The sequence below is a fragment of the Brevundimonas intermedia genome (assembly GCF_027922165.1).
Lineage (GTDB): Bacteria > Pseudomonadota > Alphaproteobacteria > Caulobacterales > Caulobacteraceae > Brevundimonas > Brevundimonas intermedia.
The window spans coordinates 71,367-92,016 of record NZ_BSFD01000009.1 but is presented as its reverse complement, the minus strand read 5'-3'; the positions used below and the strand labels follow the sequence as shown (position 1 = coordinate 92,016).

20 protein-coding genes are annotated in these 20,650 nt (G+C 68.1%); 11 read left to right on the top strand and 9 right to left on the bottom strand.

All coding sequences use genetic code 11. The features are described from left to right. Positions 1-143: 143 nt before the first annotated feature. The 3 genes from dnaK (at position 144) to dapB (ending at position 4,173) form a co-directional block, all read left to right on the top strand. Positions 144-2,051, top strand: a complete 1,908-nt coding sequence (dnaK, locus tag PKE72_RS11950) for a molecular chaperone DnaK (protein WP_271165605.1) — start codon at positions 144-146, stop codon at positions 2,049-2,051. Between the two features lie 173 nt (positions 2,052-2,224). Continuing rightward, on the top strand, positions 2,225-3,427 hold the full coding sequence (gene dnaJ, locus PKE72_RS11945) for a molecular chaperone DnaJ (RefSeq protein WP_271165604.1): 1,203 nt from the start codon (positions 2,225-2,227) through the stop codon (positions 3,425-3,427). Next, positions 3,424-4,173 (top strand): 4-hydroxy-tetrahydrodipicolinate reductase, encoded by a 750-nt coding sequence (gene dapB, locus PKE72_RS11940; protein ID WP_271165603.1) that lies wholly within the window; start codon positions 3,424-3,426, stop codon positions 4,171-4,173. Before dnaJ ends, dapB begins: the two co-directional genes overlap by 4 nt. A 61-nt stretch (positions 4,174-4,234) precedes the next feature. Here the strand turns inward: dapB and hemW are convergent, their stop codons facing one another. Both hemW and rdgB read right to left on the bottom strand, forming a co-directional pair. Beyond that, positions 4,235-5,407, bottom strand: coding sequence for a radical SAM family heme chaperone HemW (hemW, locus tag PKE72_RS11935; protein ID WP_271165602.1), 1,173 nt, complete (start codon positions 5,405-5,407; stop codon positions 4,235-4,237). Continuing rightward, positions 5,400-6,002 (bottom strand): RdgB/HAM1 family non-canonical purine NTP pyrophosphatase, encoded by a 603-nt coding sequence (gene rdgB / locus PKE72_RS11930; RefSeq protein WP_271165601.1) that lies wholly within the window; start codon positions 6,000-6,002, stop codon positions 5,400-5,402. The genes hemW and rdgB overlap by 8 nt, the downstream gene beginning before the upstream one ends. A 465-nt stretch (positions 6,003-6,467) precedes the next feature. Between rdgB and PKE72_RS11925 the strand changes: the two genes are divergently transcribed. The 3 genes from PKE72_RS11925 to PKE72_RS11915 are packed head-to-tail and all read left to right on the top strand — an operon-like array spanning position 6,468 to position 7,956. Beyond that, positions 6,468-7,112 carry a DUF2975 domain-containing protein gene (locus PKE72_RS11925; RefSeq protein ID WP_271165600.1) on the top strand — a complete coding sequence of 215 codons (645 nt, stop codon included), beginning with the start codon at positions 6,468-6,470 and terminating at the stop codon, positions 7,110-7,112. Positions 7,113-7,135: 23 nt separating this feature from the next. Beyond that, positions 7,136-7,375 (top strand): helix-turn-helix domain-containing protein, encoded by a 240-nt coding sequence (locus PKE72_RS11920; RefSeq protein WP_271165599.1) that lies wholly within the window; start codon positions 7,136-7,138, stop codon positions 7,373-7,375. Further along, a complete protein-coding gene (locus tag PKE72_RS11915) occupies positions 7,372-7,956 on the top strand; it encodes a Smr/MutS family protein (protein WP_271165598.1) in 585 nt (194 codons plus the stop codon). Before PKE72_RS11920 ends, PKE72_RS11915 begins: the two co-directional genes overlap by 4 nt. Positions 7,957-8,030: 74 nt before the next feature. On the opposite strand, the gene dut is transcribed toward PKE72_RS11915, so the two are convergent. After that, positions 8,031-8,489: a dUTP diphosphatase gene (dut, locus tag PKE72_RS11910; RefSeq protein WP_271165597.1), complete on the bottom strand. Its 459-nt coding sequence runs from the start codon at positions 8,487-8,489 to the stop codon at positions 8,031-8,033. Beyond that, entirely contained in the window at positions 8,486-9,715 is a 1,230-nt protein-coding gene (gene coaBC, locus PKE72_RS11905) for a bifunctional phosphopantothenoylcysteine decarboxylase/phosphopantothenate--cysteine ligase CoaBC (RefSeq protein WP_271165596.1), read from the bottom strand. Before coaBC ends, dut begins: the two co-directional genes overlap by 4 nt. A 113-nt stretch (positions 9,716-9,828) precedes the next feature. On the opposite strand from coaBC, the gene PKE72_RS11900 reads away from it, so the two are divergent. Further along, a complete protein-coding gene (locus PKE72_RS11900) occupies positions 9,829-10,356 on the top strand; it encodes an S-type pyocin family protein (RefSeq protein ID WP_271165595.1) in 528 nt (175 codons plus the stop codon). 41 nt (positions 10,357-10,397) lie between these two features. Further along, the gene (locus PKE72_RS11895; protein WP_271165594.1) at positions 10,398-11,258 is read left to right on the top strand and encodes an HAD family hydrolase; all 861 of its coding nucleotides are present in this window, start codon (positions 10,398-10,400) and stop codon (positions 11,256-11,258) included. 18 nt (positions 11,259-11,276) lie between these two features. Here the strand turns inward: PKE72_RS11895 and PKE72_RS11890 are convergent, their stop codons facing one another. The 3 genes from PKE72_RS11890 to PKE72_RS11880 form a co-directional block, all read right to left on the bottom strand. Next, a complete protein-coding gene (locus PKE72_RS11890; protein WP_271165593.1) occupies positions 11,277-13,373 on the bottom strand; it encodes a transglycosylase domain-containing protein in 2,097 nt (698 codons plus the stop codon). A gap of 106 nt (positions 13,374-13,479) precedes the next feature. Further along, positions 13,480-14,103, bottom strand: coding sequence for a class I SAM-dependent methyltransferase (locus PKE72_RS11885; protein ID WP_271165592.1), 624 nt, complete (start codon positions 14,101-14,103; stop codon positions 13,480-13,482). Continuing rightward, positions 14,100-15,065 (bottom strand): alpha/beta fold hydrolase, encoded by a 966-nt coding sequence (locus tag PKE72_RS11880; RefSeq protein ID WP_271165591.1) that lies wholly within the window; start codon positions 15,063-15,065, stop codon positions 14,100-14,102. Before PKE72_RS11880 ends, PKE72_RS11885 begins: the two co-directional genes overlap by 4 nt. Before the next feature lie 109 nt (positions 15,066-15,174). Between PKE72_RS11880 and PKE72_RS11875 the strand changes: the two genes are divergently transcribed. Continuing rightward, positions 15,175-16,305, top strand: coding sequence for an aromatic ring-hydroxylating oxygenase subunit alpha (locus tag PKE72_RS11875; protein WP_271165590.1), 1,131 nt, complete (start codon positions 15,175-15,177; stop codon positions 16,303-16,305). Positions 16,306-16,471: 166 nt separating this feature from the next. On the opposite strand, the gene PKE72_RS11870 is transcribed toward PKE72_RS11875, so the two are convergent. Then, a complete protein-coding gene (locus tag PKE72_RS11870; protein ID WP_271165589.1) occupies positions 16,472-17,488 on the bottom strand; it encodes an adenosine kinase in 1,017 nt (338 codons plus the stop codon). A 92-nt stretch (positions 17,489-17,580) separates the two neighbouring features. Between PKE72_RS11870 and PKE72_RS11865 the strand changes: the two genes are divergently transcribed. Continuing rightward, on the top strand, positions 17,581-18,453 hold the full coding sequence (locus tag PKE72_RS11865; RefSeq protein ID WP_271165588.1) for an ATP-grasp domain-containing protein: 873 nt from the start codon (positions 17,581-17,583) through the stop codon (positions 18,451-18,453). On the opposite strand, the gene PKE72_RS11860 is transcribed toward PKE72_RS11865, so the two are convergent. Continuing rightward, entirely contained in the window at positions 18,450-19,934 is a 1,485-nt protein-coding gene (locus tag PKE72_RS11860; RefSeq protein WP_271165587.1) for a methyl-accepting chemotaxis protein, read from the bottom strand. The two genes, PKE72_RS11865 and PKE72_RS11860, sit on opposite strands and share 4 nt — an antisense overlap. A gap of 147 nt (positions 19,935-20,081) precedes the next feature. On the opposite strand from PKE72_RS11860, the gene PKE72_RS11855 reads away from it, so the two are divergent. Then, positions 20,082-20,549 carry a MarR family winged helix-turn-helix transcriptional regulator gene (locus PKE72_RS11855; protein WP_271165586.1) on the top strand — a complete coding sequence of 156 codons (468 nt, stop codon included), beginning with the start codon at positions 20,082-20,084 and terminating at the stop codon, positions 20,547-20,549. Positions 20,550-20,650: the final 101 nt, after the last annotated feature.

Below are 20,650 nucleotides of genomic sequence, written 5' to 3'. Positions count from 1 at the left end.
CATATCGGGGCCAGCTTCGGAGAAACCCCGAGAAGTTTGGGGCTATCCGGCACTAATCACGCCAACCCACAGGGGGCGGTCACGCGCAGCGCTTCATCGAAGGCCGCCGCATCGCCCGCCTATACGGAGAGAATAGTACGCCCATGGCCAAGATTATCGGCATCGACCTCGGCACCACCAACTCGTGCGTGGCCGTCATGGACGGCAAGAGCCCCAAGGTGATCGAGAACGCCGAAGGCGCCCGCACCACCCCGTCGGTGGTCGCCCTTCAGGACGGCGGCGAGACCCTGGTGGGTCAGCCGGCCAAGCGTCAGGCCGTCACCAACCCCGCCAACACCTTCTTCGCCATCAAGCGCCTGATCGGCCGCAACTTCGACGATCCCGTCGTGGCGAAGGACAAGGGCATGGTGCCCTATGAGATCGTCAAGGGTCCGAACGGCGACGCCTGGGTCCGCGCCCACGGCAAGGACTATTCGCCGCAGCAGATCTCGGCCTTCACCCTGACCAAGATGAAGGAGGCCGCCGAGGCCTATCTGGGCGAGAAGGTCACCCAGGCCGTCATCACCGTCCCGGCCTATTTCAACGACAGCCAGCGTCAGGCCACCAAGGACGCCGGCAAGATCGCCGGTCTGGAAGTCCTGCGCATCATCAACGAGCCGACCGCGGCCGCCCTGGCCTATGGCCTGGAGAAGAACGACGGTCAGAAGATCGCCGTCTATGACCTGGGCGGCGGCACCTTCGACGTCTCGATCCTGGAGATCGGCGACGGCGTCTTCGAGGTGAAGTCGACCAACGGCGACACCTTCCTGGGCGGCGAGGACTTCGACGTGCGCCTGGCCGACTATCTGGCCGACGAGTTCAAGAAGGAACAGGGCGTCGACCTGCGCCAGGACAAGCTGGCCCTCCAGCGCCTGCGCGAAGAAGCCGAAAAGGCCAAGAAGGAGCTCAGCTCCACGACCCAGTACGAGGTCAATCTGCCGTTCATCACCATGAACGCCTCGGGCCCGCTGCACCTGAACATCAAACTGTCGCGCGCCAAGCTGGAAGCCCTGGTCGACGACCTGGTCGCCCGCACCATCGAGCCGTGCAAAAAGGCCCTGGCCGACGCCGGCCTGAAGGCCTCGGATATCGATGAAGTCGTGCTGGTCGGCGGCATGACCCGCATGCCCAAGGTGCAGGAGGCCGTGAAGGCCTTCTTCGGCAAGGAGCCGCACAAGGGCGTGAACCCGGATGAAGTCGTGGCCCTGGGCGCCGCCGTTCAGGCCGGGGTTCTGCAAGGCGACGTCAAGGACGTGCTGCTGCTGGACGTGACGCCCCTGACCCTGGGTATCGAGACCCTGGGCGGCGTCTTCACGCCCCTGATCGAGCGCAACACCACCATCCCGACCAAGAAGAGCCAGACCTTCTCGACCGCCGACGACAACCAGTCGGCCGTGACGATCCGGGTCTTCCAGGGCGAGCGTCCGATGGCGTCCGACAACAAGATGCTGGGTCAGTTCGACCTGATGGGCATCCCGCCGGCGCCGCGCGGCATGCCGCAGATCGAGGTCGCCTTCGACATCGACGCCAACGGCATCGTCAACGTCTCGGCCAAGGACAAGGCGACCAACAAGGAACAGTCGATCCGCATCCAGGCCAACGGCGGCCTGTCGGACGCCGACATCGACAAGATGGTCAAGGAAGCCGAGGCCAACGCCGCCGCCGACAAGGTCCGCAAGGATCTGGTCGAGGCCCAGAATGCCGCCGACAGCCTGATCAACTCGACCGAGAAGGCCCTGGCCGAACACGGCGACAAGGTCGAGGCCGACGTCAAGACCGCCATCGAGACCGGCCTGGCCGAGCTGAAGACCGCCCGCGAGGGTACGGACGCCGAGGACATCCGCGCCAAGACCAACACCCTGGTCCAGGCCTCGATGAAGCTGGGCGAAGCCATGTACGCCCAGCAACAGGGCGACGCAGCCGCCGAAGGCCAGCCGGCCGACGACGGCGTGGTCGACGCCGAGTTCGAGGACGTCTCGGACGCCGACGGCGACGAAAAGAAGAGCGCCTGATCCGCAACAGGTCGGCGAAATGATACGGCCCCGCTTGTCTTGCGATAGGCGGGGTCTTTTCATGAAACTTGCATCATTCGTCCCGGCCCCCATGTCAGCCGGGACACCGTCTTGCCCAGAACCCGCAGAGGTTCAGGGCGGGCGGCAGGGGAAGTAATGAGGACTGACGCCCGATGGCGCGTGACTATTACGAGATACTGGGCGTCGAACGCACGATCGACGCACCGGGCCTGAAATCGGCCTATCGCAAACTGGCCATGATCCACCACCCGGACCGCAACGGCGGCTCGGAAGAGTCGATGGCCAAGTTCAAGGAAATCTCCGAGGCCTATACGGTCCTGTCGGACGATCAGAAGCGCGCGGCCTACGACCGGTTCGGCCATGCGGGCGTGAACGGCGGCGCAGGCGGCGGCTTCGGCCAGGGCCAGCAAGGCTTCTCGGACATCAACGACATCTTTTCCCAGGTGTTCGGCGACGCCTTCGGGGACGCGTTCGGCGGACGTCAGGCTGGCCGGGGCCAGCAGGGCGGACCGCGTCGCGGCTCGGACCTGCGCTATGACCTCGAGATCAGCCTGGAGCAGGCCTATAAGGGCGCCGAGGTCGAGATCGACATCCCCGCCACCCTGACCTGCGAGACCTGTGAGGGCTCAGGCGCCAAGCCGGGCACCAAACCGGTCACCTGCACCACCTGCAACGGCGCCGGCCGCGTGCGCCAAGCCAACGGCTTCTTCCAGGTCGAGCGGACCTGCCCCCGCTGCCACGGCGCGGGCCAGATGATCGCCGACCCGTGCACGACCTGTCACGGCCATGGCCAGGTCCGCAAGACCCGCACCCTGAACCTGAAGATCCCCGCCGGTGTCGACGACGGCTCGCGCATCCGCCTGTCGGGCGAGGGCGACGCCGGTCAGCGCGGCGGCCCGCGCGGCGACCTGTATGTCTTCCTGTCGGTGACCCCGCACGACCTGTTCGAACGCGACAACCTGGACCTGCTGGTCACGGTGCCCGTACCGATGACGGTGGCGGCCCTGGGCGGCGAGATCGAGGCTCCCTGCCTGGTGTCCGAAGCCTGTGACGGCAAGTGCAGAGCCTCCGTCGCCGTGCCCGCCGGCGCCCAGACCGGCAAGACGGTCCGCATCAAGGGCAAGGGCATGCCCCATCTGAACGGTCGCGCGCGCGGCGATCTGGTGGTCGAGCTGTTCGTCGAGACCCCCACCGACCTGACGCCCCGTCAGAAGGAATTGCTGCAAGAGCTTGCCCTGTCGTTCGGCGAGGGGCAGAACCCACGCAACTCCAGCTTCGCCGGAAAGGCGAAGCGCTTCTGGGCCGACATCCTGGGCAATCAGGATGCGGACGGGTCGAAAGAGAACGCGGTTTGAGCGCCATCTTCCACGCCGGCATTTCCGGCTATCGCGGCCGGATGGGTCGCGCGGTGTCCCAGGTTCTGGATGCGCGCGAGGACGTGGTCGTGGCCGCCCGCTTCGACTGGGGCGAGACGGCCGACATCTCGCTGTGCGACGTCATCATCGACTTTTCGACGCCCGACGCCTCCCTGGCCCTGGCCCAGGGCGCAGCCGCGCGCGGCGGCCCGGCCCTGGTCATCGGCTCGACCGGCTTCACCCCGGAGCAGGAGGCCGAGTTGGTGAAGGCCGCCGAGAAGATCGCCATCGTCAAGAGCGGCAACTTCTCGCTGGGCGTGAACATCCTGATCGGCCTGGTCCAGCACGCGGCCCAGCGTCTGGACGCCCAGGACTGGGACATCGAAATCACCGAGGCCCATCACCGCCGCAAGGTGGATTCCCCCTCGGGCACCGCCCTGATGCTCGGAGAAGCCGCCGCCGAGGGCCGGTTCACCGATCTCGCCGACATACGCTCCGCCCCCTATGACGGCGTTCAGGGTGAACGCGAGAACGGCAAGATCGGCTTCTCCTCGATCCGCGCCGGCGGCATCATCGGCGAACACACGGTCCTGTTCGCTTCCGAGGACGAAGTCCTGACCCTCAGCCATTCCGCGATCGACAGGGCGTTGTTCGCCAAGGGCGCCGTCGCCGCCGCCGCCTGGGTCCGCACCCGCCGACCCGGCCTGTACGACATGCAGGACGTGCTGGGCTTCCGTCAGGCCTGACTCAGTCCCCTGAGCCCGTCACCCTCGGGCTTGTCCCGAGGGTGAGGGTTGATCGAGGCGACTAGGTCAGCAACGCCTTCAACACCCCATCCAGAACCGGCCGGCCGCGCGGCGTGGCGATCAGTCGGCCGCCGCCGAGCGTCAGAAAGCCGTCGGCGATCAGATCCACCGTCGGCGCCGCATCCACCGACAGCCCCAGGTCCGCCAACAGCCCGACCGCCGCGCCCTCGACGGTGCGCAGGCCCAGCAGAAGCCGCTCCTCGGCCGCCCCGGCCGCGTCCAGCCGCTCCGTCCCCGTCCAGGGCCTTCCCGCCCCGACCCCGGCCACATAGTCGGCGATCCGGCGGTGGGCGACGGTGGCGGTGCGCGCGCCGTCCAGCGTCAGCCGCCCGTGGGCGCCGGGCCCCAGGCCGAGATAGTCCCCGCCGCGCCAGACATGCAGATTGTGGGCCGACCGCGCCGCCACGCCCCGCCCATGGTTGGACACCTCGTAGGCGTCGAAACCGGCGGCCTCCAGCACGGTCTGGGTGGTCTCGTACAGGGCCGCGGCCTGATCCTCGTCCGGCGGGATCAGGGTTCCACGCGCCAGGGCCCGACCGAAGGCGGTCGTCGGCTCCAGGGTCAACTGGTAGGGCGAGACGTGCTCGAACCCCATGTCCAGGGCCGCGCCCAACTCCGTCGCCCAGTCGTCGGGTGTCTGGCCCGGCCGGGCGTAGATCAGGTCGATGGACAGGCGCGAAAACGCCCGCCCGGCCAGAGCGACCGCGCGCCGCGCCTCCGCCGCCGAATGATCCCGGCCCAGGAACCGTAGCGAGGCGTCGTCCAGCGCCTGCACCCCCATCGACAGCCGGTTCACCCCGGCCTGGGCCAGGGCGGCGAACCGGGCCGCCTCGGCGTCGGTCGGATTGGCCTCCAGCGAAATCTCGATCGGTCCCGACGGCGGGAACAGGTCGCGCGCCTGGGCGATGATCCACGCCACGGCCTCAGGCGCCATCAGCGACGGCGTGCCCCCGCCGAAGAAGACCGAGGCCAGCCGGCGCGGCCCGGTCAGCGCGCGCTGGGCTCGCATATCGGCCAGGATCGCCTCGACCAGTCCCGCCTGTTCCTCGACCCGCCCCCGGTCGCGCACAACGTTGAAGTCGCAATAGGGGCAGATGCGCGAACAATAGGGCCAGTGGACGTACAGGCCGACGTCCGTCCCCGGATCCCCATCAGTATCAGGGGCGTCAGTCAATCAACGCGGCCCGCAGCTTGGCGAAGGCGCGGGTGCGGTGGCTGATCGCCTCCTTGGCCGCAGGCTCCATCTCGCCGAAGGTCAGGGCGCCGCCTTCCGGAATGAAGATGGGATCATAGCCGAAGCCCCGGTCGCCGCGCGGCGGAAAGGTCAGCCGCCCGTGGACCACGCCCTCGACCACCACGCACGGCCCGCCCGGCCAGGCCACGGCGAGGGCCGAGGTGAACCAGGCGGCGCGATCTGTCGCCCCGATCTCTTCCAGCCGGTCCTCGACCTTCTTCATCGCCACGGCGAAATCCTTGCCCGGGCCGGCCCAGCGCGCGGAGAAGATTCCCGGCGCCCCGTCCAGGACGGCGACGGACATCCCGGAATCGTCGGCCAGCGCCACCTCGCCCGACTGTTCGGCGGCGTGGCGGGCCTTCAGCATGGCGTTGCCGGTAAAGGTGGTCTCGGTCTCGTCCGGTTCAGGCAGATTCAACTGACCGGCGGTGAGAATCTCGTAATCTTCACCAAGAAGGGCGGCGATCTCGGGGACCTTGCCGGGGTTGTGGGTCGCGGCGACGATCCGCATCCCCTTGATAAGCTTGAGATTCATCGACGATCACGCCCCTGAAACAGTCTATTGCCAAAGTTTAATATCGTTAAACGATATGTAACGTGCTTTTCCGTACCGCACGGCCTATCTATTGATCGTCAGGAACGGGGGCCGCAACGTTCTGACCTTCCGGAAAAACCGGAATGATCGTGCGGAAAACAAAACCAAAGGGCGATAATCGCCCAAAACAAAACGACGGAGAACCACAATGCATACGATGAACCTCTCGCTCTTCCTGGACAAGGTCGGCGCCGCTTTCGTCAACACGGTCCTGATCGCCGCCCTGCCGACCGCCCTGGTCGCCATCCTGGTTCAAGCCTTCTGATCGGCCCCAAGTCCACCCTTGTTTCGATCACGAGAGCTTTGACGACCTTGAAGAAGACCGCGATGTATAGAGCTGCGCGTGGGTTCGCCGGACCCCGCGCGGCCGCTTCGTCCCTCCTTCCGATCTGAGACCTGTCGATCATGCGCCTGCTCCCGCCGCGAAATCCGCTGAAGCGAGACGCGGCCTCTGTCCCGACGGGGGCGCGCACGATCCCGACCCTGCTGAAATCCCTGGGCGTTCTGACCGCCCCCCTCAGGGCCATGGGCCCCAGCTCCGTCTCCAGCGTGCTGAAAGTGGCGCTGGATGTGGCCTATATTCTCCTCTGGTTGATCACCGGCCTGCTCCTTTTGCTGCTGGTCGCCGCCGTCTTCATCCCCCTGGATAATGTGAACATCACCGTCAGCGGCGACGAAGGCGGGCGACAGTTGCCGTTGACGCGCACCCTGCTGCTATTCGGTCTGGGCGCGGCCACCGCCTATTTCGGCGGCTTCATGCTGATCCTGCGCAGTCTGCGCCGGATCTTCCGCACCCTGACGATGGGCGACCCCTTCCATCCCGCCAATGTCCGGCGTCTGCGCCAGATCGGCCTGATCCTGGCGGTCGTCACCGGCGGCGTCTGGCTGGCCCAGGGCGTCGTCGCCGCCCGTCTGGCGCCCGGGGTCATGGACCCGCAGGGGCTGGGCGAGTTGCTGACCCCCATATTCTCGGTCCTGATCGTCTTCGTCCTGGCGGAGGTGTTCCGCGAGGGCGCGCGCCTGCGCCGCGAATCCGAACTGACGATCTGACCCGTTTGCAGTAGGACCTCCTTATGGCCATCCGCGTCCAGCTTGATCGCGTCCTCGTCGAACGCCGCATGTCGCTGACCGAGCTCGCCGACCGCGTCGGGGTGACGGTGGCCAATCTGTCGATTCTGAAGACCGGCAAGGCGCGCGCGGTTCGTTTCTCGACCCTGGACGCCCTGTGTCGCGAACTTCAGTGTCAGCCCGGCGACCTGCTGGGTCACGAACCCGGCCCCGCCGAGGCCTTCGAGGACGACGACGCGGCATGAAACGCAAGGGCTCCGGCCGCGACGAGAACGGGCTGACGCCTGAGGACCGTCGTATCTGGAGCCGGATCACCGGCACGGTCGCCGCCCCCCGCAGCCGCAAGCCCGCTCGGGTCACGCCGGGGGCCGAGGCCCCGGCCCATCTGGTCGTCACCCCGACCGAGCGGCCGCGCCCTCTGGCCAAGCCTTCGCCCGCCCGGACCGCCGCCGTCGCAAAACCGACAGAGCCACGCCCGGTGGGCAACCGTACCAAGCCCGCGCCCGAGGATCTGGAACCCCGCCGCAAGCAGCGCCTGTCGCGCGAGCGCGACCCGATCGAGGCCCGTATCGACCTGCACGGCTTCGGCCGGTTCGAGGCCGAGGATCAACTGCGGGCCTTCCTGACATCCTGCCAGGCGCGCGGGATGCGCGCGGTCCTGGTCATCACGGGCCAGGGCCGGCTGGGCGGCGGGGTGATCCGCGCCTCCTTCGGGGAATGGATGCAGGCGCCGGGCCTGCGCAGCGTCGTGTCCGGCTTCACCGTCGCCCACCAGAGGCACGGCGGCAACGGCGCCTTCTACGTCACCCTGAAACGCAGAGCCTGAGCGCCCGTCGGCCTAGTCTGGAAAACCGCTCACAGACTACAGCTGATAAGCCGCAGGAAAAAGCCTGTCTTCGCCTACCGCCCCGTGGACCCGAACCCGCCCGTCCCCCGTGCGGTCTCGTCCAGCGTCTCGACCTCGGCCCAGTCGGCGCGCTCATGCTTGGCGATCACCAGCTGGGCGATCCGTTCGCCGCGCCGGATGACGAAGGGCTCGGCGCCGATGTTGGCCAGGATCACGCCGCACTCGCCGCGATAGTCGCTGTCGATGGTGCCCGGCGCATTGGGGCAGATCACGCCGTGCTTCAGCGCCAGCCCCGAGCGCGCCCGCACCTGGGCCTCGAACCCCAACGGCAGGGCGATTTTCAGGCCCGTGGGCACCAGGGCGCGGGCGCCCGGCGCCAAGGTCATCGGCTGATCCTCCGGCACCGCCGCGCGCAGGTCCATCCCGGCCGATCCCGCCGTCTCATAGGCCGGCAGGGGCAGGCCCTCGGCATGGGGCAGGCGAAGAATCTGGATGACGGTCTCGGTGGTCATTGAACGCTCGTGAAATGGTCGGCGATGCGGGCGGCGACGCCCCGGGCGATGGCGGCTTTGGACTGGCGCGGCCAGCTTTCGGTCTTGTCGGCGGTGACCAGCAGTACGGCGTTGCCGTCCGAGCCGAAGACGTCGTCGGACACGTCGTTGCCGATGATCCAGTCGCAGCCCTTGCGCGACAGCTTGGCCCGGGCGTTGGCCTCCAGGTCCGTGGTCTCGGCGGCGAAGCCGATCACCAGGGCCGGCCGGTTCGGTCCCGGCGCGGCGATCCCGGCCAGGATGTCGGGGTTCTCGATCAGGGCCAGGGTCGGCGGGCCGCCCGGCCCCTTCTTGATCTTGCCCCCGGCGATGGTGTCCACGCGCCAGTCGGCGACGGCGGCCGACAGCACGGCGATGTCGGCGGGCAGGGCGGCCTGGGTCGCCGCCTGCATCTCCAGCGCGCTCTCCACATCGATCCGCGTCACGCCCACGGGCGCGCCCAGGGCCGTCGGCCCCGACACCAGGGTCACCTCAGCCCCCAGTTCGGCCAGGGCGACGGCGATGGCGTAGCCCTGTTTGCCGCTGGAGCGATTGGTCAGCCCCCGTACCGGATCAATCGGTTCGAACGTCGGCCCGGCCGTGACCACCGCTTTTCGGCCCGCAAGAGGCCGTCCTGCGGCGCCGGCCAACAGGCCTTGAATGGCCTCCAGGATCGCCGTCGGCTCGGCCATCCGGCCGGGCCCATATTCACCGCAGGCCATCTCGCCGTCGTCCGGCCCGACCACCGCCACGCCATGGAAGCCAGGGAAGGCCTTCAGCCGCTCCATATTGGCCTGAACCGCCGGGTGTTCCCACATCCGCACATTCATGGCCGGGGCCAGCAGCACCCGCTTGTCGGTCGCGATCAATGTGGTCGAGGCCAGGTCGTCGGCCAGGCCGTTCGCCGCCTTGGCGATCAGGCCCGCCGTCGCCGGCGCCACGACCACCAGATCCGCCCAGCGCGACAGCTCGATATGGCCCATGCTGGTCTCGTCGTCGGGGTGGAACAGGCCCGACCGCACCGGATGGCCGCTCAGCGCCGCCAGCGACAGGGGGGTGACGAACTCGGCCCCGGATTCGGTCAGGATCACCCGCGTCTGGCCGCCGGCCTTAGCGATCAGCCGCACCAGCTCCAGCGCCTTATAGGCCGCGATGCCGCCGCCGACGATCAGCAGGATTTTGCGGTTCGAGAGGGGGCGACTGTCCATGACCTCGGTCTAGCGGCCCCACGCGACGCCGTCGAGACGGAGGAAAAGAACATTGCAGGAACAATTGGGTTGTGCTCTTATCGCGCTTGACGGGTATTGGATGGGGGACGGGGATGACGGCGAACAAGCGACAGCGCGCGGCGAGGGCTCTGGCGGCGGCGGGGCTGATGATGATGGGGCTGGCGGCCTGCGACAACGCCTCGGCGGTTCAGACGCGGGACCGGACGGCCGAGGCGGCGCCCATCGGCCTGGCCATGACCGCGACGGAAACGGCGGAGGGTGCAGCAGCGGCCCAGCCCAAGCCGGTCCTGACAACCGGCCGGCGCGAGACCGTCGACGCCAAGATCGCCCGCCTCTACGACCGCAACGGGGCCGATTTCGGCGCGACCTCGGCCGAGGACTATCTGGACAAGGTTACGGCCTTCACCGCCAAGCCGCCGCGCGACGCCGAGACGGTGAAACGGCCCAATGGCGACACCCTGATCTATCAGGCCTCGACCAACACCTTCGCCGTGGCGGCGCGCGACGGCACGCCCCGCACCATGTTCAAACCGACCACCGGCGCCGACTACTGGGCCGAGCAGAAGAGCGCGGCCCCCAGCTTCGGCCAGAGGCGGCAATCGACGCAGGACGACGGCTGATATAGAGGGCAGGGTTCGACCCCGCTCTGGAGCCCCGCCTGATGTCCGACACCCCCGGCGAAAAGCCGCTGCTGAAGACGGCGCTGATCTATGATTTCGACGGCACCCTGGCGCGCGGCAATATGCAGGAGGTCAGCTTCATCCCCTCCGTGGGCATGGACATCGGCGCCTTCTGGGGCGAGGCCGAACGCCTGACCAAGGACGCCGACGGCGACGGCATCCTGATGTACATGCAACTGATGCTCCACCACGCGCGCCAGAACGGGGCGCCGGTGACGCGCGAGACCCTGCGTCGGCACGGCGAGGCCGTGGCCCTGTTCGAAGGCCTCAAGGACCTCAGCTGGTTCGACCGGATGAACGCCTTCGGGGCGCGCTACGGGCTGGAGATCGAACACTATATCGTCTCGGCCGGTCTGGAGGAGATGATCGACGGCACGCCGATCCGCCCCGCCCTGAACCACGTCTTCGCCTCCCACTATGTCTATGACGACAAGGGCGAGGCGGCCTGGCCCGCCGTGGGCGTCAACTACACCACCAAGACCCAGTATCTGTTCCGCATCAACAAGGGGGTCAAGAACCACTGGGAGCACGAGCGGATCAACCACTTCATCCCCGACGACCAGCGGCCGGTGCCGTTCGAGCGGATGATCTTCATCGGCGACGGCGACACCGACGTCCCCACCATGAAGATGATGCACACCAAGGGCGGCTTCTCGATCGCCGTCTATGATCCCCGCTCGAACGAGAAGGACCAGAAGAAGGTCTATTCCCTGATCTCGGAGGACCGGGTCAATTTCGTCGCCGCCGCCGACTATCGCGAGGGCTCGGCCCTGGACCTGATCGTCAAGGGCCTGGTCGGCCGCATCGCCATCAACGCCGGCGCCATGCCGGCGGGGATGTAACGGTCCCCTAGGGGACCGTCAGAAGAACAGCGGGTCGCTGCGTTTCTCGGCCGGTTGGCGGCCTTCCGGCTGCTGGTCCGGCGGGTCGCGCGGCGCCGGCTGGGGGGCGGTCGGGCGGACGGCGGGCTGCGTCGGCGATGTCGGCTGAGCCGGGGTTCCCGACGGTTCGGCATAGGGGTCGCCGCCGATCGGATCCGCCGGTTCGATCGGCAGACCGTCCTCGCCGATGCCGGACATCAGGTCGCCGACCGGATCGGGCGCGACCCAGCCTTCGGGCATGGCCGGGCCGTCAGGGATGCGCGGGGCGTTCAGGCGCGGCAGGGCCGCCTCCATGAAACCCTTCCAGATGGCGGCGGGCGACGAACCGCCGGTCACGCCGCGCATGGCGGTGTTGTCGTCCTTACCGACCCAGACGGCGGTGACGAAGCCGCCGGTGTAGCCGACGAACCAGGCGTCCTTGTAGTCCGAGGTCGTGCCCGACTTGCCCGCCAGGTCGCGCCCGGCGATGGCCGCGCTGCGCCCGGTGCCCGAGGTCATGACCCCGCGCAGCATCTGGTTCATGTAGTACAGCGACGGATTATTGATCGCCTGTCCGCTCTGGCCGCTGGCCCGCTGATAGATGACCCGGCCCTGGGGGGTGCGGATGCGGCTGATGCCATAGGCCTCGACCCGGCGGCCGCCGTTCGAGAAGGCGTCATAGGCGGTGGCCATCTCCAGCGGCGAAACCTCGACCGCGCCCAGGGCCATGGCCGGCTCCAGCCCGATACGGCTTTCGATGCCCAGACGTCGCGCGGCGCGGGCCACGCTGTCACGCCCGATCTGGTCGGCGACATAGGCCGCCACCGTATTGGTCGACTGGGCCACGGCCTGGGCCAGGGTCATATTGCCGCTGAAGGTGTTGGAATAGTTCTTCGGCGACCAGTTGCCGATGGTGATCGGCTGATCGACCACCGGGGTCTGGGGCGTATAGCCGGCCTCGACCGCCGCCAGATAGACGAAGGGCTTGAAGGCCGAGCCCGCCTGACGACGCGCCTCGACGGCGCGGTTGAACTGGCTGTCGGCATAGGAGCCGCCGCCGATCATGGCCCGCACCCGGCCGTCGCCGTCCAGGGCGACCAGGGCCGCCTGTTCCACGCCCTTGCCCTCGTCGCGGTCCAGGATGCGCCGCACCGACCGTTCGGCGGCGGTCTGCAGGGTCAGATCGAGGGTGGTCTCGACCACCATGTCCTCGGTCGGTTCGCCGACCAGGCCGCGGATCGACTGGTCCAGCCAGTCGATGAAATACTGGGCGTGCTGGGTCGCCAGGGTGCGCGACACGATGATCGGCTGGGTCACGGCCTCCTCGCGCTGGGCGGCGGTGATGACCCCGGCCTCTTCCATCTCGTTCAGCACGACGGTGGCGCGGGTGGCGGCCCGCTCGCTCTCGGACACGGGCGAATAGCGCGAGGGCGCCTTCAGCAGCCCGGCCAGAAGCGCAGCCTCGCCGACCGTCAGATCCTTGGCCGACTTGTCGAAATAGCGTTGCGACGCCGCCTCGATCCCATAGGCGCCGGCGCCGAAATAGACCCGGTTCAGATACAGGGCCAGGATCTCCTTCTTGGAGAATTTCATCTCCAGCCACACCGCCAGCATCAGCTCCTGCACCTTGCGGCGCAGGTTCTGGTCCGGCGTCAGGAACAGGTTCTTGGCCAGCTGCTGCGTCAGGGTCGATCCGCCCTGGACCACCCGGCCGGCGCGCATATTGGTCGCCGCCGCCCGCATCATGCCGATGGGGTCGAAACCGGGGTGGTGATAGAAGCGCCGGTCCTCGATGGCGATAAAGGCCGCCGGCACATAGTCGGGCAGGGCGTCCAGATCGGCAGGCGGCGCCATCTGGGTGCCCCGGGTGGCGATCAGGGCGCCGTTGCGGTCCAGATAGGTGATCGAGGGCTGACGATCGACATTGTACAGGGTCGAGGTGTCCGGCAGGCCGCGCGCAAACACAGCGAAGAAGACGACCAGGAAGATCAGCCCCCAGACGGCCAGCACGGCGCCCCAGTAGAGCGCCTTCTGCAACGGCGTGCGGGCCGGCTTTGCGCCGCCCTGCTGTCCGCCCCCGAACCCTGGACCCGCCATCGAATATCCTCAAGAACCGCGCTTCGGCGGGATTAGCCCTACGGATGTGTACCCCGTATGAACCGCCGCCGAAACGGCTCCGCTCACTTCACGCCAGCGTGAGCGGCTATTTCGCCGAAAGAAAGGCGCGACGGGCCAGCCAGACGCCGGTCTCGGCCCCATCGCCCTCCACCGCCAGGCCGGCCGCGATCAGCAGGGCGCGATAGGCGGCGGGGTCCAGACTGCCGTGATACAGCGGCTCGCCGCGCCATTCGCCCAGGGTCTCTCCCTGGGCGGGGCCGCTGGTGAACATCAGCCGCCCGCCTTCGCCCACCTGGCGAGCCAGGGCCGGCAGGACCCGCCGCTGATCCTCGGGCGTCAGGTGGAACAGGCTGTGCCAGGCCAGGACGCCGTCGAACACGCCGTCCGGCGGCGGGTCGCGCATGTCGGCGGTCTCCCAGACGCCGGCCGGCAGGGTCTGCCGCGCGTGGGCGATCAGGGCCGACGAGGAATCCCGCCCCACGACCCTGAACCCCCGCTCCAGCAGGGCCGCGCCGATCGGCCAGCCCGAGCCGCATCCGACGTCCAGAATAGACGCGCCCGGCGGCAGGTCGGCGGCGAAGAGGTCCAGCCACTTCGCCTCGTCCAGCCCGCCCTCTGCGGAATACAGGGCCGCGCCGCGATCGCAGATCCAGTCGGCCGCCTTGTCCTCGTACAGGCCGACGATCCGATCCGCCGCCGGATGGCTCATCGCGGCAGGAAGGCGTCCAGCTCGCCGTAGAAGGCCTGGGCCTGGTCGAACATGATGAAATGGGCGCTGTCGTCGATCCGCTTCAGTTTCACGCCGGGCAGGCCGGCGTAGGACATCTGATAGATGGCGTCGGTGATCTGGGGCGTCATGCGCGGGTCGTTGAACTTGACGTACAGGACCTCGGTCGGGGCGGTGATCTTCTTCAGTTCGGGCCGCAGATCGGTGGTCACCAGTTCGCGAAAGGCGGCGGCCGAGACCTTCTGGTCGCTGGTCCGCATGTCCTCCAGCGCCTCTTCGCGGCGGCTTTCGGTATTGATCATGCCGTTGATGGCCGTCGTCGCCTGGGCGACATAGGCCTCGCGCGGACTGTTGGCCTGAGCAGCGTAAATCTGGTCCGCGACCGGCGTCACCGCCTCGACCGTGGTTCCGGGCGGGCCGAACATGGCGCCCATGAAGGGGATCATGTCCACCACCATCAGCTTGCCGACACTGTCCGGATGGCGCGCCGCCAGCATCAGGCCGATGGTCCCGCCCATCGAGTGACCGACCACGGCGGGGCGGCTCAGACCCTTCTCGCGAATATAGCGAGCGATTTCCTCGGCGACCGGGGCGGCGACGGGACCGGGCGTCGCGCCGGTCTGGGCGTTGCCTTCAGCCGGAGCGCCGGCGAAGCCTTGGACGTGGATGCGATGGACGCGCCAGCCGACGCCCTCCTGGGCCGTCAGGTGATCTACCGTCCCCTGCCAGATCTCCGGCGAGGAACTGAGGCCGGGGATCAGGATGATGTCACGCCCGTCCATATCCCCGTCCACCCGGACGTGGATGCGGTCGGAGGCGAACTCCGCGTGATGATGACCGTGGCCGGCCTCGGGATGGGCCCCATGCCCGTCCTGGGCCCGAACCGGAGTTTGGGCGGCGGAGGCGACGAACAGCATGGCGGCGAAACCTAGAACGCGAAACATGGCGAAACTCCCCTGTGAGACGGTCCTTATGCCGCCTCTACTTTGTTTTGTAAAGTTCTCTGTAGGCTACAGGAGGACAGACCCCGCGCCCCTCTGTTAGAAGGCGCGCATGAAGCCTGCAGACGCTCCCCCCGTCCAGTCCCCGCAAGCCGAAGCCGCCCCGTCGAAGGTCGGCGCCCAGCCCTTCGGCAAAGGGTTCGTCACCGACGCCTGGTATTTCGTCGCCCTGTCCCGCGACGTCGCTCCGGCCGGTTTGAAACGCTACGAGATCATGGGCGAGCCCGTCCTGATCGGCCGCACCCGGGCCGGGGCCGTCTATGCGATGCGCGACATCTGCCCCCACCGCGCCGCGCCCCTGTCGGCGGGGAAACTGGTCGAAAAGCCCGGCGAGGGCGAGACCATCGAATGCCCCTATCACGGCTGGCGCTTCCGCCCCGACGGGGTCTGCGCCGCCATTCCGTCCCTGGTCGAGGATCAGGCCTTCGAGGCGAACCGCATCAAGGTGCGCGCCTTTCCGGTACGCGAGAGCCAGGGCATGGTCTTCGTCTGGATGGCGTCCGACGCCCGCAATCCGATGGAGCCGGACGACGCGCCGCCGGTCTTCCCCGGCGTGGTCGGGGCGGGGCCGAAACTGGTCGAGACGATGGAGTTCGACAGCCATATCGACCACGCCGTCGTCGGCCTGATGGACCCGGCCCACGGCCCCTATGTCCACCAGCAATGGTGGTGGCGGTCCGAACGTTCGATGCACGAAAAGGCCAAGGCCTTCGTCCCCGCCGATTTCGGCTGGGCCATGGCGCGCCACGCCCCCTCGTCCAACAGCCGGCTCTACAAGATCCTGGGCGGCGCCCCGGCGACAGAGATCACCTTCCGCCTGCCCGGCTACCGCTGGGAGCATATCCAGGTCGGCGAAAAACAGGTCCTGGCCCTGACCTGCCTGACCCCGATCAGCGAGACGAAGACGCGGATCACCCAGATCTTCTGGTCGGACCACTGGGTCTTCGACCTGGCCAAACCCTTCCTGCGGATGGGGGTGGTCGCCTTCCTGAAACAGGACGGCGGCATGGTGAACCTGCAGAACGAAGGCCTGCGCTACGACCCCGCCCTGATCTGGATCGACGACGCCGACAAACAGGCCAAATGGTATCAGCAGCTGAAACGCGAATGGGCCAGGAGCAGGGCTGAGGGGCGGGCGTTCGTGAACCCGATCCAGCCCACGACGCTAAGGTGGAAGAGCTGACACGGCGCACCCTCTCCCGCCGGGAGAGGGCTTGAGCGCCCGAGAGCATCAGCGATCGGTCTTGCGCGAAAGGGTGAGGGGCAAGGGGGTGCGAACTGGCCCACCGGCGGACCCCTCATCCGGCCCTTCGGGCCACCTTCTCCCGCAAGGGGAGAAGGAAGAGGTCTTACAGCTTCAACCCGGCTTCCCCGGCCAGGTCGGCCAGTTTCACCATCGGGCGCGGGCCCCAGTGGGCGATGACTTCGGACGCGGCCAGCGAGCCCAGCTTGCCGGCCTCTTCCAGTGTCAGACCGCGCGCCAGGCCCAGCAGGAAGCCGGCGGCGTACTGGTCGCCGGCGCCCGTGGTGTCGATCACCTTGGCGACCGGATAGGCGGCGACGACGACGCGCTCCTCGCCCTTGATCACGACCGAGCCTTCCGCGCCGCGCGTCACGGCGGCGATCTCGACGATGGCGGCCAGTTGCGCGGCGGCGGCGTCGAAGTCTTCGGTTTCGAACAGGGCGCCCAGTTCGGCCTCATTGGCCAGGACGATGTCGGCCGACTGTTCGATGAAGCTGAGCAGTTCGGCGCGCCAGCGGGCGACGACGAAGGTGTCGGACAGGGTGATGGCCACCTTGCGGCCGGCCTTGTGCGCGGCGGCGGCGGCGCGTTCGAAGGCGGCGCGGGCCGGCGCCGGGTCGAACAGATAGCCTTCCAGATAGACGATCTCGCTGGAGGCGATCAGGGCCTCGTCGATGTCGTCGGCGTACAGCTGGTTGGCGGCGCCCAGGAAGGTGGCCATGGTGCGCGCCCCGTCCGACAGGACGTTGATCAGGCAGCGGCCGGTGCCGAAGCCCTTGTCCGCCCCGCCGGTCAGGACCGGGGTGGCGAAGTGGACGCCGGCGGCGCGGATGTCGTGGCTGAACACCTCGCCCAGGACATCGTCGGCCACCTTGCCGATATAGGCCGCGCGACCGCCGAACGAGCCGACGCCCGCCACGGTGTTGCCGGCCGATCCGCCCGAGGCCTCGACCCCCGGCGCCATGGCGTCGTACAGGGCGGCGCTGCGTTCGGCGTCGACCAGCTGCATGGAGTTGGGGGCCAGGTCCTGGGCCGTCAGGAAGGCGGCGTCACAGGGGCTGAGCACGTCGACGATGGCGTTGCCGACAGCGCAGACGTCATATTGGGCGGTGTTCTGGGTCATGGTCGCGCCTTAGCGGTTGAAGACCGGAACGTCACCCGAAAACATATAAGGAAGCCCTTATATGCGTCGGCGCGTTGCGATAGGCAGGCGTCATGTCCCAGATCGCCGTCCTGACCCCCGACCCCGCCGACAAGACCTACGCCGGTCGCTGGCCCGAAGTTCTGGCCAGGCTGAAGGCGACGCTGGAAAGCGGCGGCGCGACCGTCGTCCCCACGCCCTGGACCGATCATGTCGAGGACGCCTCGGCTCTGGCGGCCCATGACCTGATCCTGCCGGTCATCGCCTGGGGCTATCACCGCGACCACGCCCGCTGGCTGAAGGCCTGCGCGACCTGGACCGAGGCGGGCCTGCCTGTCGCCAATCCGGCGTCAGTGCTGGGCTGGAACTCGGACAAGACCTATCTGGCCCGACTGGCGGACCAGGGCGTGCCCATCCCGCCGACCCGCTGGAGCGAGGCGATCACTCAGGACCAGGTGGACGCCGCCTTCGCCGAGACCGGCGCTCCAACCCTGATCATCAAGCCGACCGTCTCGGCCGGGGCGTTTCGCACCCTGCGCCTGACGCCGGGCCAGGTCCTGACCGACGCCCCGGAAGGCCCGGCCATGATCCAGCCCTATCTGAAATCGATCGAGACCGAGGGCGAGACCTCGCTGCTCTTCTTCGGCGGCCGGTTCAGCCACGCGGTCAACAAGCGGCCGGTCTCCGGCGACTTCCGCATCCAGGTCCAGTTCGGCGGCCTCTATACCGCCGTGACGCCGGACGACGCGGCAATGGCCCTAGCCGAACAGGTGCTGGCCGCCATCGATGAACCCCTACTCTACGCCCGCATCGACCTGGCCCGCGACGACGCGGGCGCCTGGGTGCTGATGGAGGCCGAGCTGATTGAGCCCGACTTCTATCTGGACCACGACCCCGCCGACGGCGCCGGTTTCGCCCGCGCCGTCATGGCGAGATTGGACGCCTAGAAGCTCTCCCAGTCGCCGCCTCCGCCGCCGGCGACGAGACGCGGCTTGGGCAGCGCCGACTCTGCGGCGAAGGCCTCGATCCGCGCCTGGGCCCGGCGGAGCGGCGCCGGCGCCTGGCCGGCCCCGCCCCCGCTGACCTCGAACCGGCCGACCAGCTGCGTCATGTCGGCCGCCTCGCGGTTCAGGTTCAGGCTGGCGGCGGTCGTCTCCTCGACCATGGCCGCATTCTGTTGTGTGACCTGGTCCATCTCGTTGACCGCCTTATTGACCTCGGTCAGGGCCAGGGCCTGCTCCTGGGTCGAGGCGCGGATCTCGCCCATCAGATGGGTGATTTCGTTGACCCGTTCGGCGATGGCCGTCAGGGCCTCGCCGGACTCGCGCACCAGGGTGACGCCGTCCTTGACCTGCACCCCGCTGGCGGAGATCAGGGCCTTGATCTCGCGCGCCGAGTCCGCCGACCGTTGGGCCAGGGCCCGGACTTCTGACGCCACGACCGCGAAGCCGCGACCGGCCTCGCCCGCGCGCGCCGCCTCGACCCCGGCGTTCAGGGCGAGCAGATTGGTCTGGAAGGCGATCTCGTCGATGACCCCGATGATCTGGCCGATCTGATTCGAGGACGCCTCGATCTCGCCCATGGCCGTTACGGCGCGCTGGACGACGGCGCCGCCGGTCTCGGCCTGACGTCGGGTCTGGCTCACCACCGTATCGGCCGCCTGGGCGTTCTCGGCCGCATTGCGGACCGTGGCGGTGATCTGGTCCAGGGCGGCGGCGGTCTCTTCCAGGGTGGCGGCCTGCCGTTCCGTGCGGCGCGAGAGATCCTCGGCCGCATTGCTGATCTCGTTGGCGCCCGACTGGATCGACCCGGCGTTGTTGCGAATGACGCCCACAGCCTGATCCAGGGCGGCCATGGCGCGATTGAAGTCCTCACGCAGGATCGCGTAGTCGCCGGGGAAGACGTCCTGGATTCGGTACGACAGATTGCCTTCGGCGAGGGCGGACAGTCCCAACCCCGTCGCCCTGACGATCAGGGCCTGAACCTCGGCGGCGGCCTGGTCCGCCTCGGCCCGACGCTCCCGCTCCACCTCGACTTCGGTCACGTTGGTGGCGAACTTGACCACCTTGTAGGGCTTGCCGTCGGCGCCGAAGATCGGGTTGTAGCTCGCCTCGATCACCGCCCGCACGCCGCCCTTGCCGTACCGCACGAACTTGTCGGCGACGAACTCCCCCGCGTTCAACCGGCGCCAGAGATCGGCGTAGGCCGGCGTGGCCGCTTCGGCGGGATCCATGAAGATGCGGTGATGCCGCCCCCGAACCTCTTCCAGATCATAGCCGACGACCGCCAGGAAATTCTCGTTGGCGGTGATGATCGTGCCGTCCAGCTCGAACTCGATCACCGCCTGGGCGCGCCGAAGCGCCGCGGTCATTTCACGCAGTTCCTGAAGCTCTTCCGCTTCACGGCGTCTTTGGCTGCTGCCGAACATTTGCAGGCTCCTTCTGAACAAGGTCGCCGGCATTAGGGCCATCTACCTAACAAATGATTATATCATTGTTTATATATTTTTGGAGTTCGCTGGAACCAATTGCTTCGGTTCTGTTTGGCCCGAGCGAAGCGTGGTCTAAAGAAACCCATGGCCGCCAAAATACTCGCCCAGGAACGCATTCCCGATCTCGAGATCGACGCTCAGTTGTGTCTGGCCCTCCAGACGACCGGCAGTCTGGTCACGCGTCTCTATCGGCGCCTGCTGGATCCGTTGGACCTGACCCACCCGCAGTACCTCATCCTTCTCGCCCTCTGGGAGACCGAAGGTCCCGTGACCATGGGCGAGGTCGGCCGACGCACCCATATGGAAACGGGCGCATTGACCCCCCAGGTCAAGAAGATGGAGGCCGCCGGCCTGCTGGACCGTCGGCGGGACGACAAGGACGAGCGCAAGGTCTGGGTCCAGCCCACGGCCAAGGCCTGGAGCCTGAGGCCGCAGGTTATGGACGTTCGCCGCGAGGTCGTGGAGCGTCTGCCGCTTTCCGAGCCGCAGATCGCCCAGCTGCGCGATCTCCTTCAGAAGATGATCGCCGATCTGGAGGCGAGCGAGACCTAGCGGAAGGCGGCTTCCATCGGGGCCGCCCCAACCCGCCTCCCCCAGGGCCATTAGCCCCGCCCGCGACGGGCGCCGGTCGGCGATGAAGCAGGCGTCAGAAC

What these genes read in the sequence shown, in the direction of transcription:
- dnaK (WP_271165605.1), top strand. Translation starts at nt 144, where the DNA reads ATGGCCAAGATTATCGGCATCGACCTCGGCACCACCAACTCGTGCGTG.
- dnaJ (WP_271165604.1), top strand. Translation starts at nt 2,225, where the DNA reads ATGGCGCGTGACTATTACGAGATACTGGGCGTCGAACGCACGATCGAC.
- rdgB (WP_271165601.1), bottom strand. Translation starts at nt 6,002, where the DNA reads ATGAATCTCAAGCTTATCAAGGGGATGCGGATCGTCGCCGCGACCCAC.
- PKE72_RS11925 (WP_271165600.1), top strand. Translation starts at nt 6,468, where the DNA reads ATGCGCCTGCTCCCGCCGCGAAATCCGCTGAAGCGAGACGCGGCCTCT.
- PKE72_RS11920 (WP_271165599.1), top strand. Translation starts at nt 7,136, where the DNA reads ATGGCCATCCGCGTCCAGCTTGATCGCGTCCTCGTCGAACGCCGCATG.
- PKE72_RS11915 (WP_271165598.1), top strand. Translation starts at nt 7,372, where the DNA reads ATGAAACGCAAGGGCTCCGGCCGCGACGAGAACGGGCTGACGCCTGAG.
- dut (WP_271165597.1), bottom strand. Translation starts at nt 8,489, where the DNA reads ATGACCACCGAGACCGTCATCCAGATTCTTCGCCTGCCCCATGCCGAG.
- coaBC (WP_271165596.1), bottom strand. Translation starts at nt 9,715, where the DNA reads ATGGACAGTCGCCCCCTCTCGAACCGCAAAATCCTGCTGATCGTCGGC.
- PKE72_RS11900 (WP_271165595.1), top strand. Translation starts at nt 9,829, where the DNA reads ATGACGGCGAACAAGCGACAGCGCGCGGCGAGGGCTCTGGCGGCGGCG.
- PKE72_RS11895 (WP_271165594.1), top strand. Translation starts at nt 10,398, where the DNA reads ATGTCCGACACCCCCGGCGAAAAGCCGCTGCTGAAGACGGCGCTGATC.
- PKE72_RS11890 (WP_271165593.1), bottom strand. Translation starts at nt 13,373, where the DNA reads ATGGCGGGTCCAGGGTTCGGGGGCGGACAGCAGGGCGGCGCAAAGCCG.
- PKE72_RS11885 (WP_271165592.1), bottom strand. Translation starts at nt 14,103, where the DNA reads ATGAGCCATCCGGCGGCGGATCGGATCGTCGGCCTGTACGAGGACAAG.
- PKE72_RS11880 (WP_271165591.1), bottom strand. Translation starts at nt 15,065, where the DNA reads ATGTTTCGCGTTCTAGGTTTCGCCGCCATGCTGTTCGTCGCCTCCGCC.
- PKE72_RS11875 (WP_271165590.1), top strand. Translation starts at nt 15,175, where the DNA reads ATGAAGCCTGCAGACGCTCCCCCCGTCCAGTCCCCGCAAGCCGAAGCC.
- PKE72_RS11870 (WP_271165589.1), bottom strand. Translation starts at nt 17,488, where the DNA reads ATGACCCAGAACACCGCCCAATATGACGTCTGCGCTGTCGGCAACGCC.
- PKE72_RS11865 (WP_271165588.1), top strand. Translation starts at nt 17,581, where the DNA reads ATGTCCCAGATCGCCGTCCTGACCCCCGACCCCGCCGACAAGACCTAC.
- PKE72_RS11860 (WP_271165587.1), bottom strand. Translation starts at nt 19,934, where the DNA reads ATGTTCGGCAGCAGCCAAAGACGCCGTGAAGCGGAAGAGCTTCAGGAA.
- PKE72_RS11855 (WP_271165586.1), top strand. Translation starts at nt 20,082, where the DNA reads ATGGCCGCCAAAATACTCGCCCAGGAACGCATTCCCGATCTCGAGATC.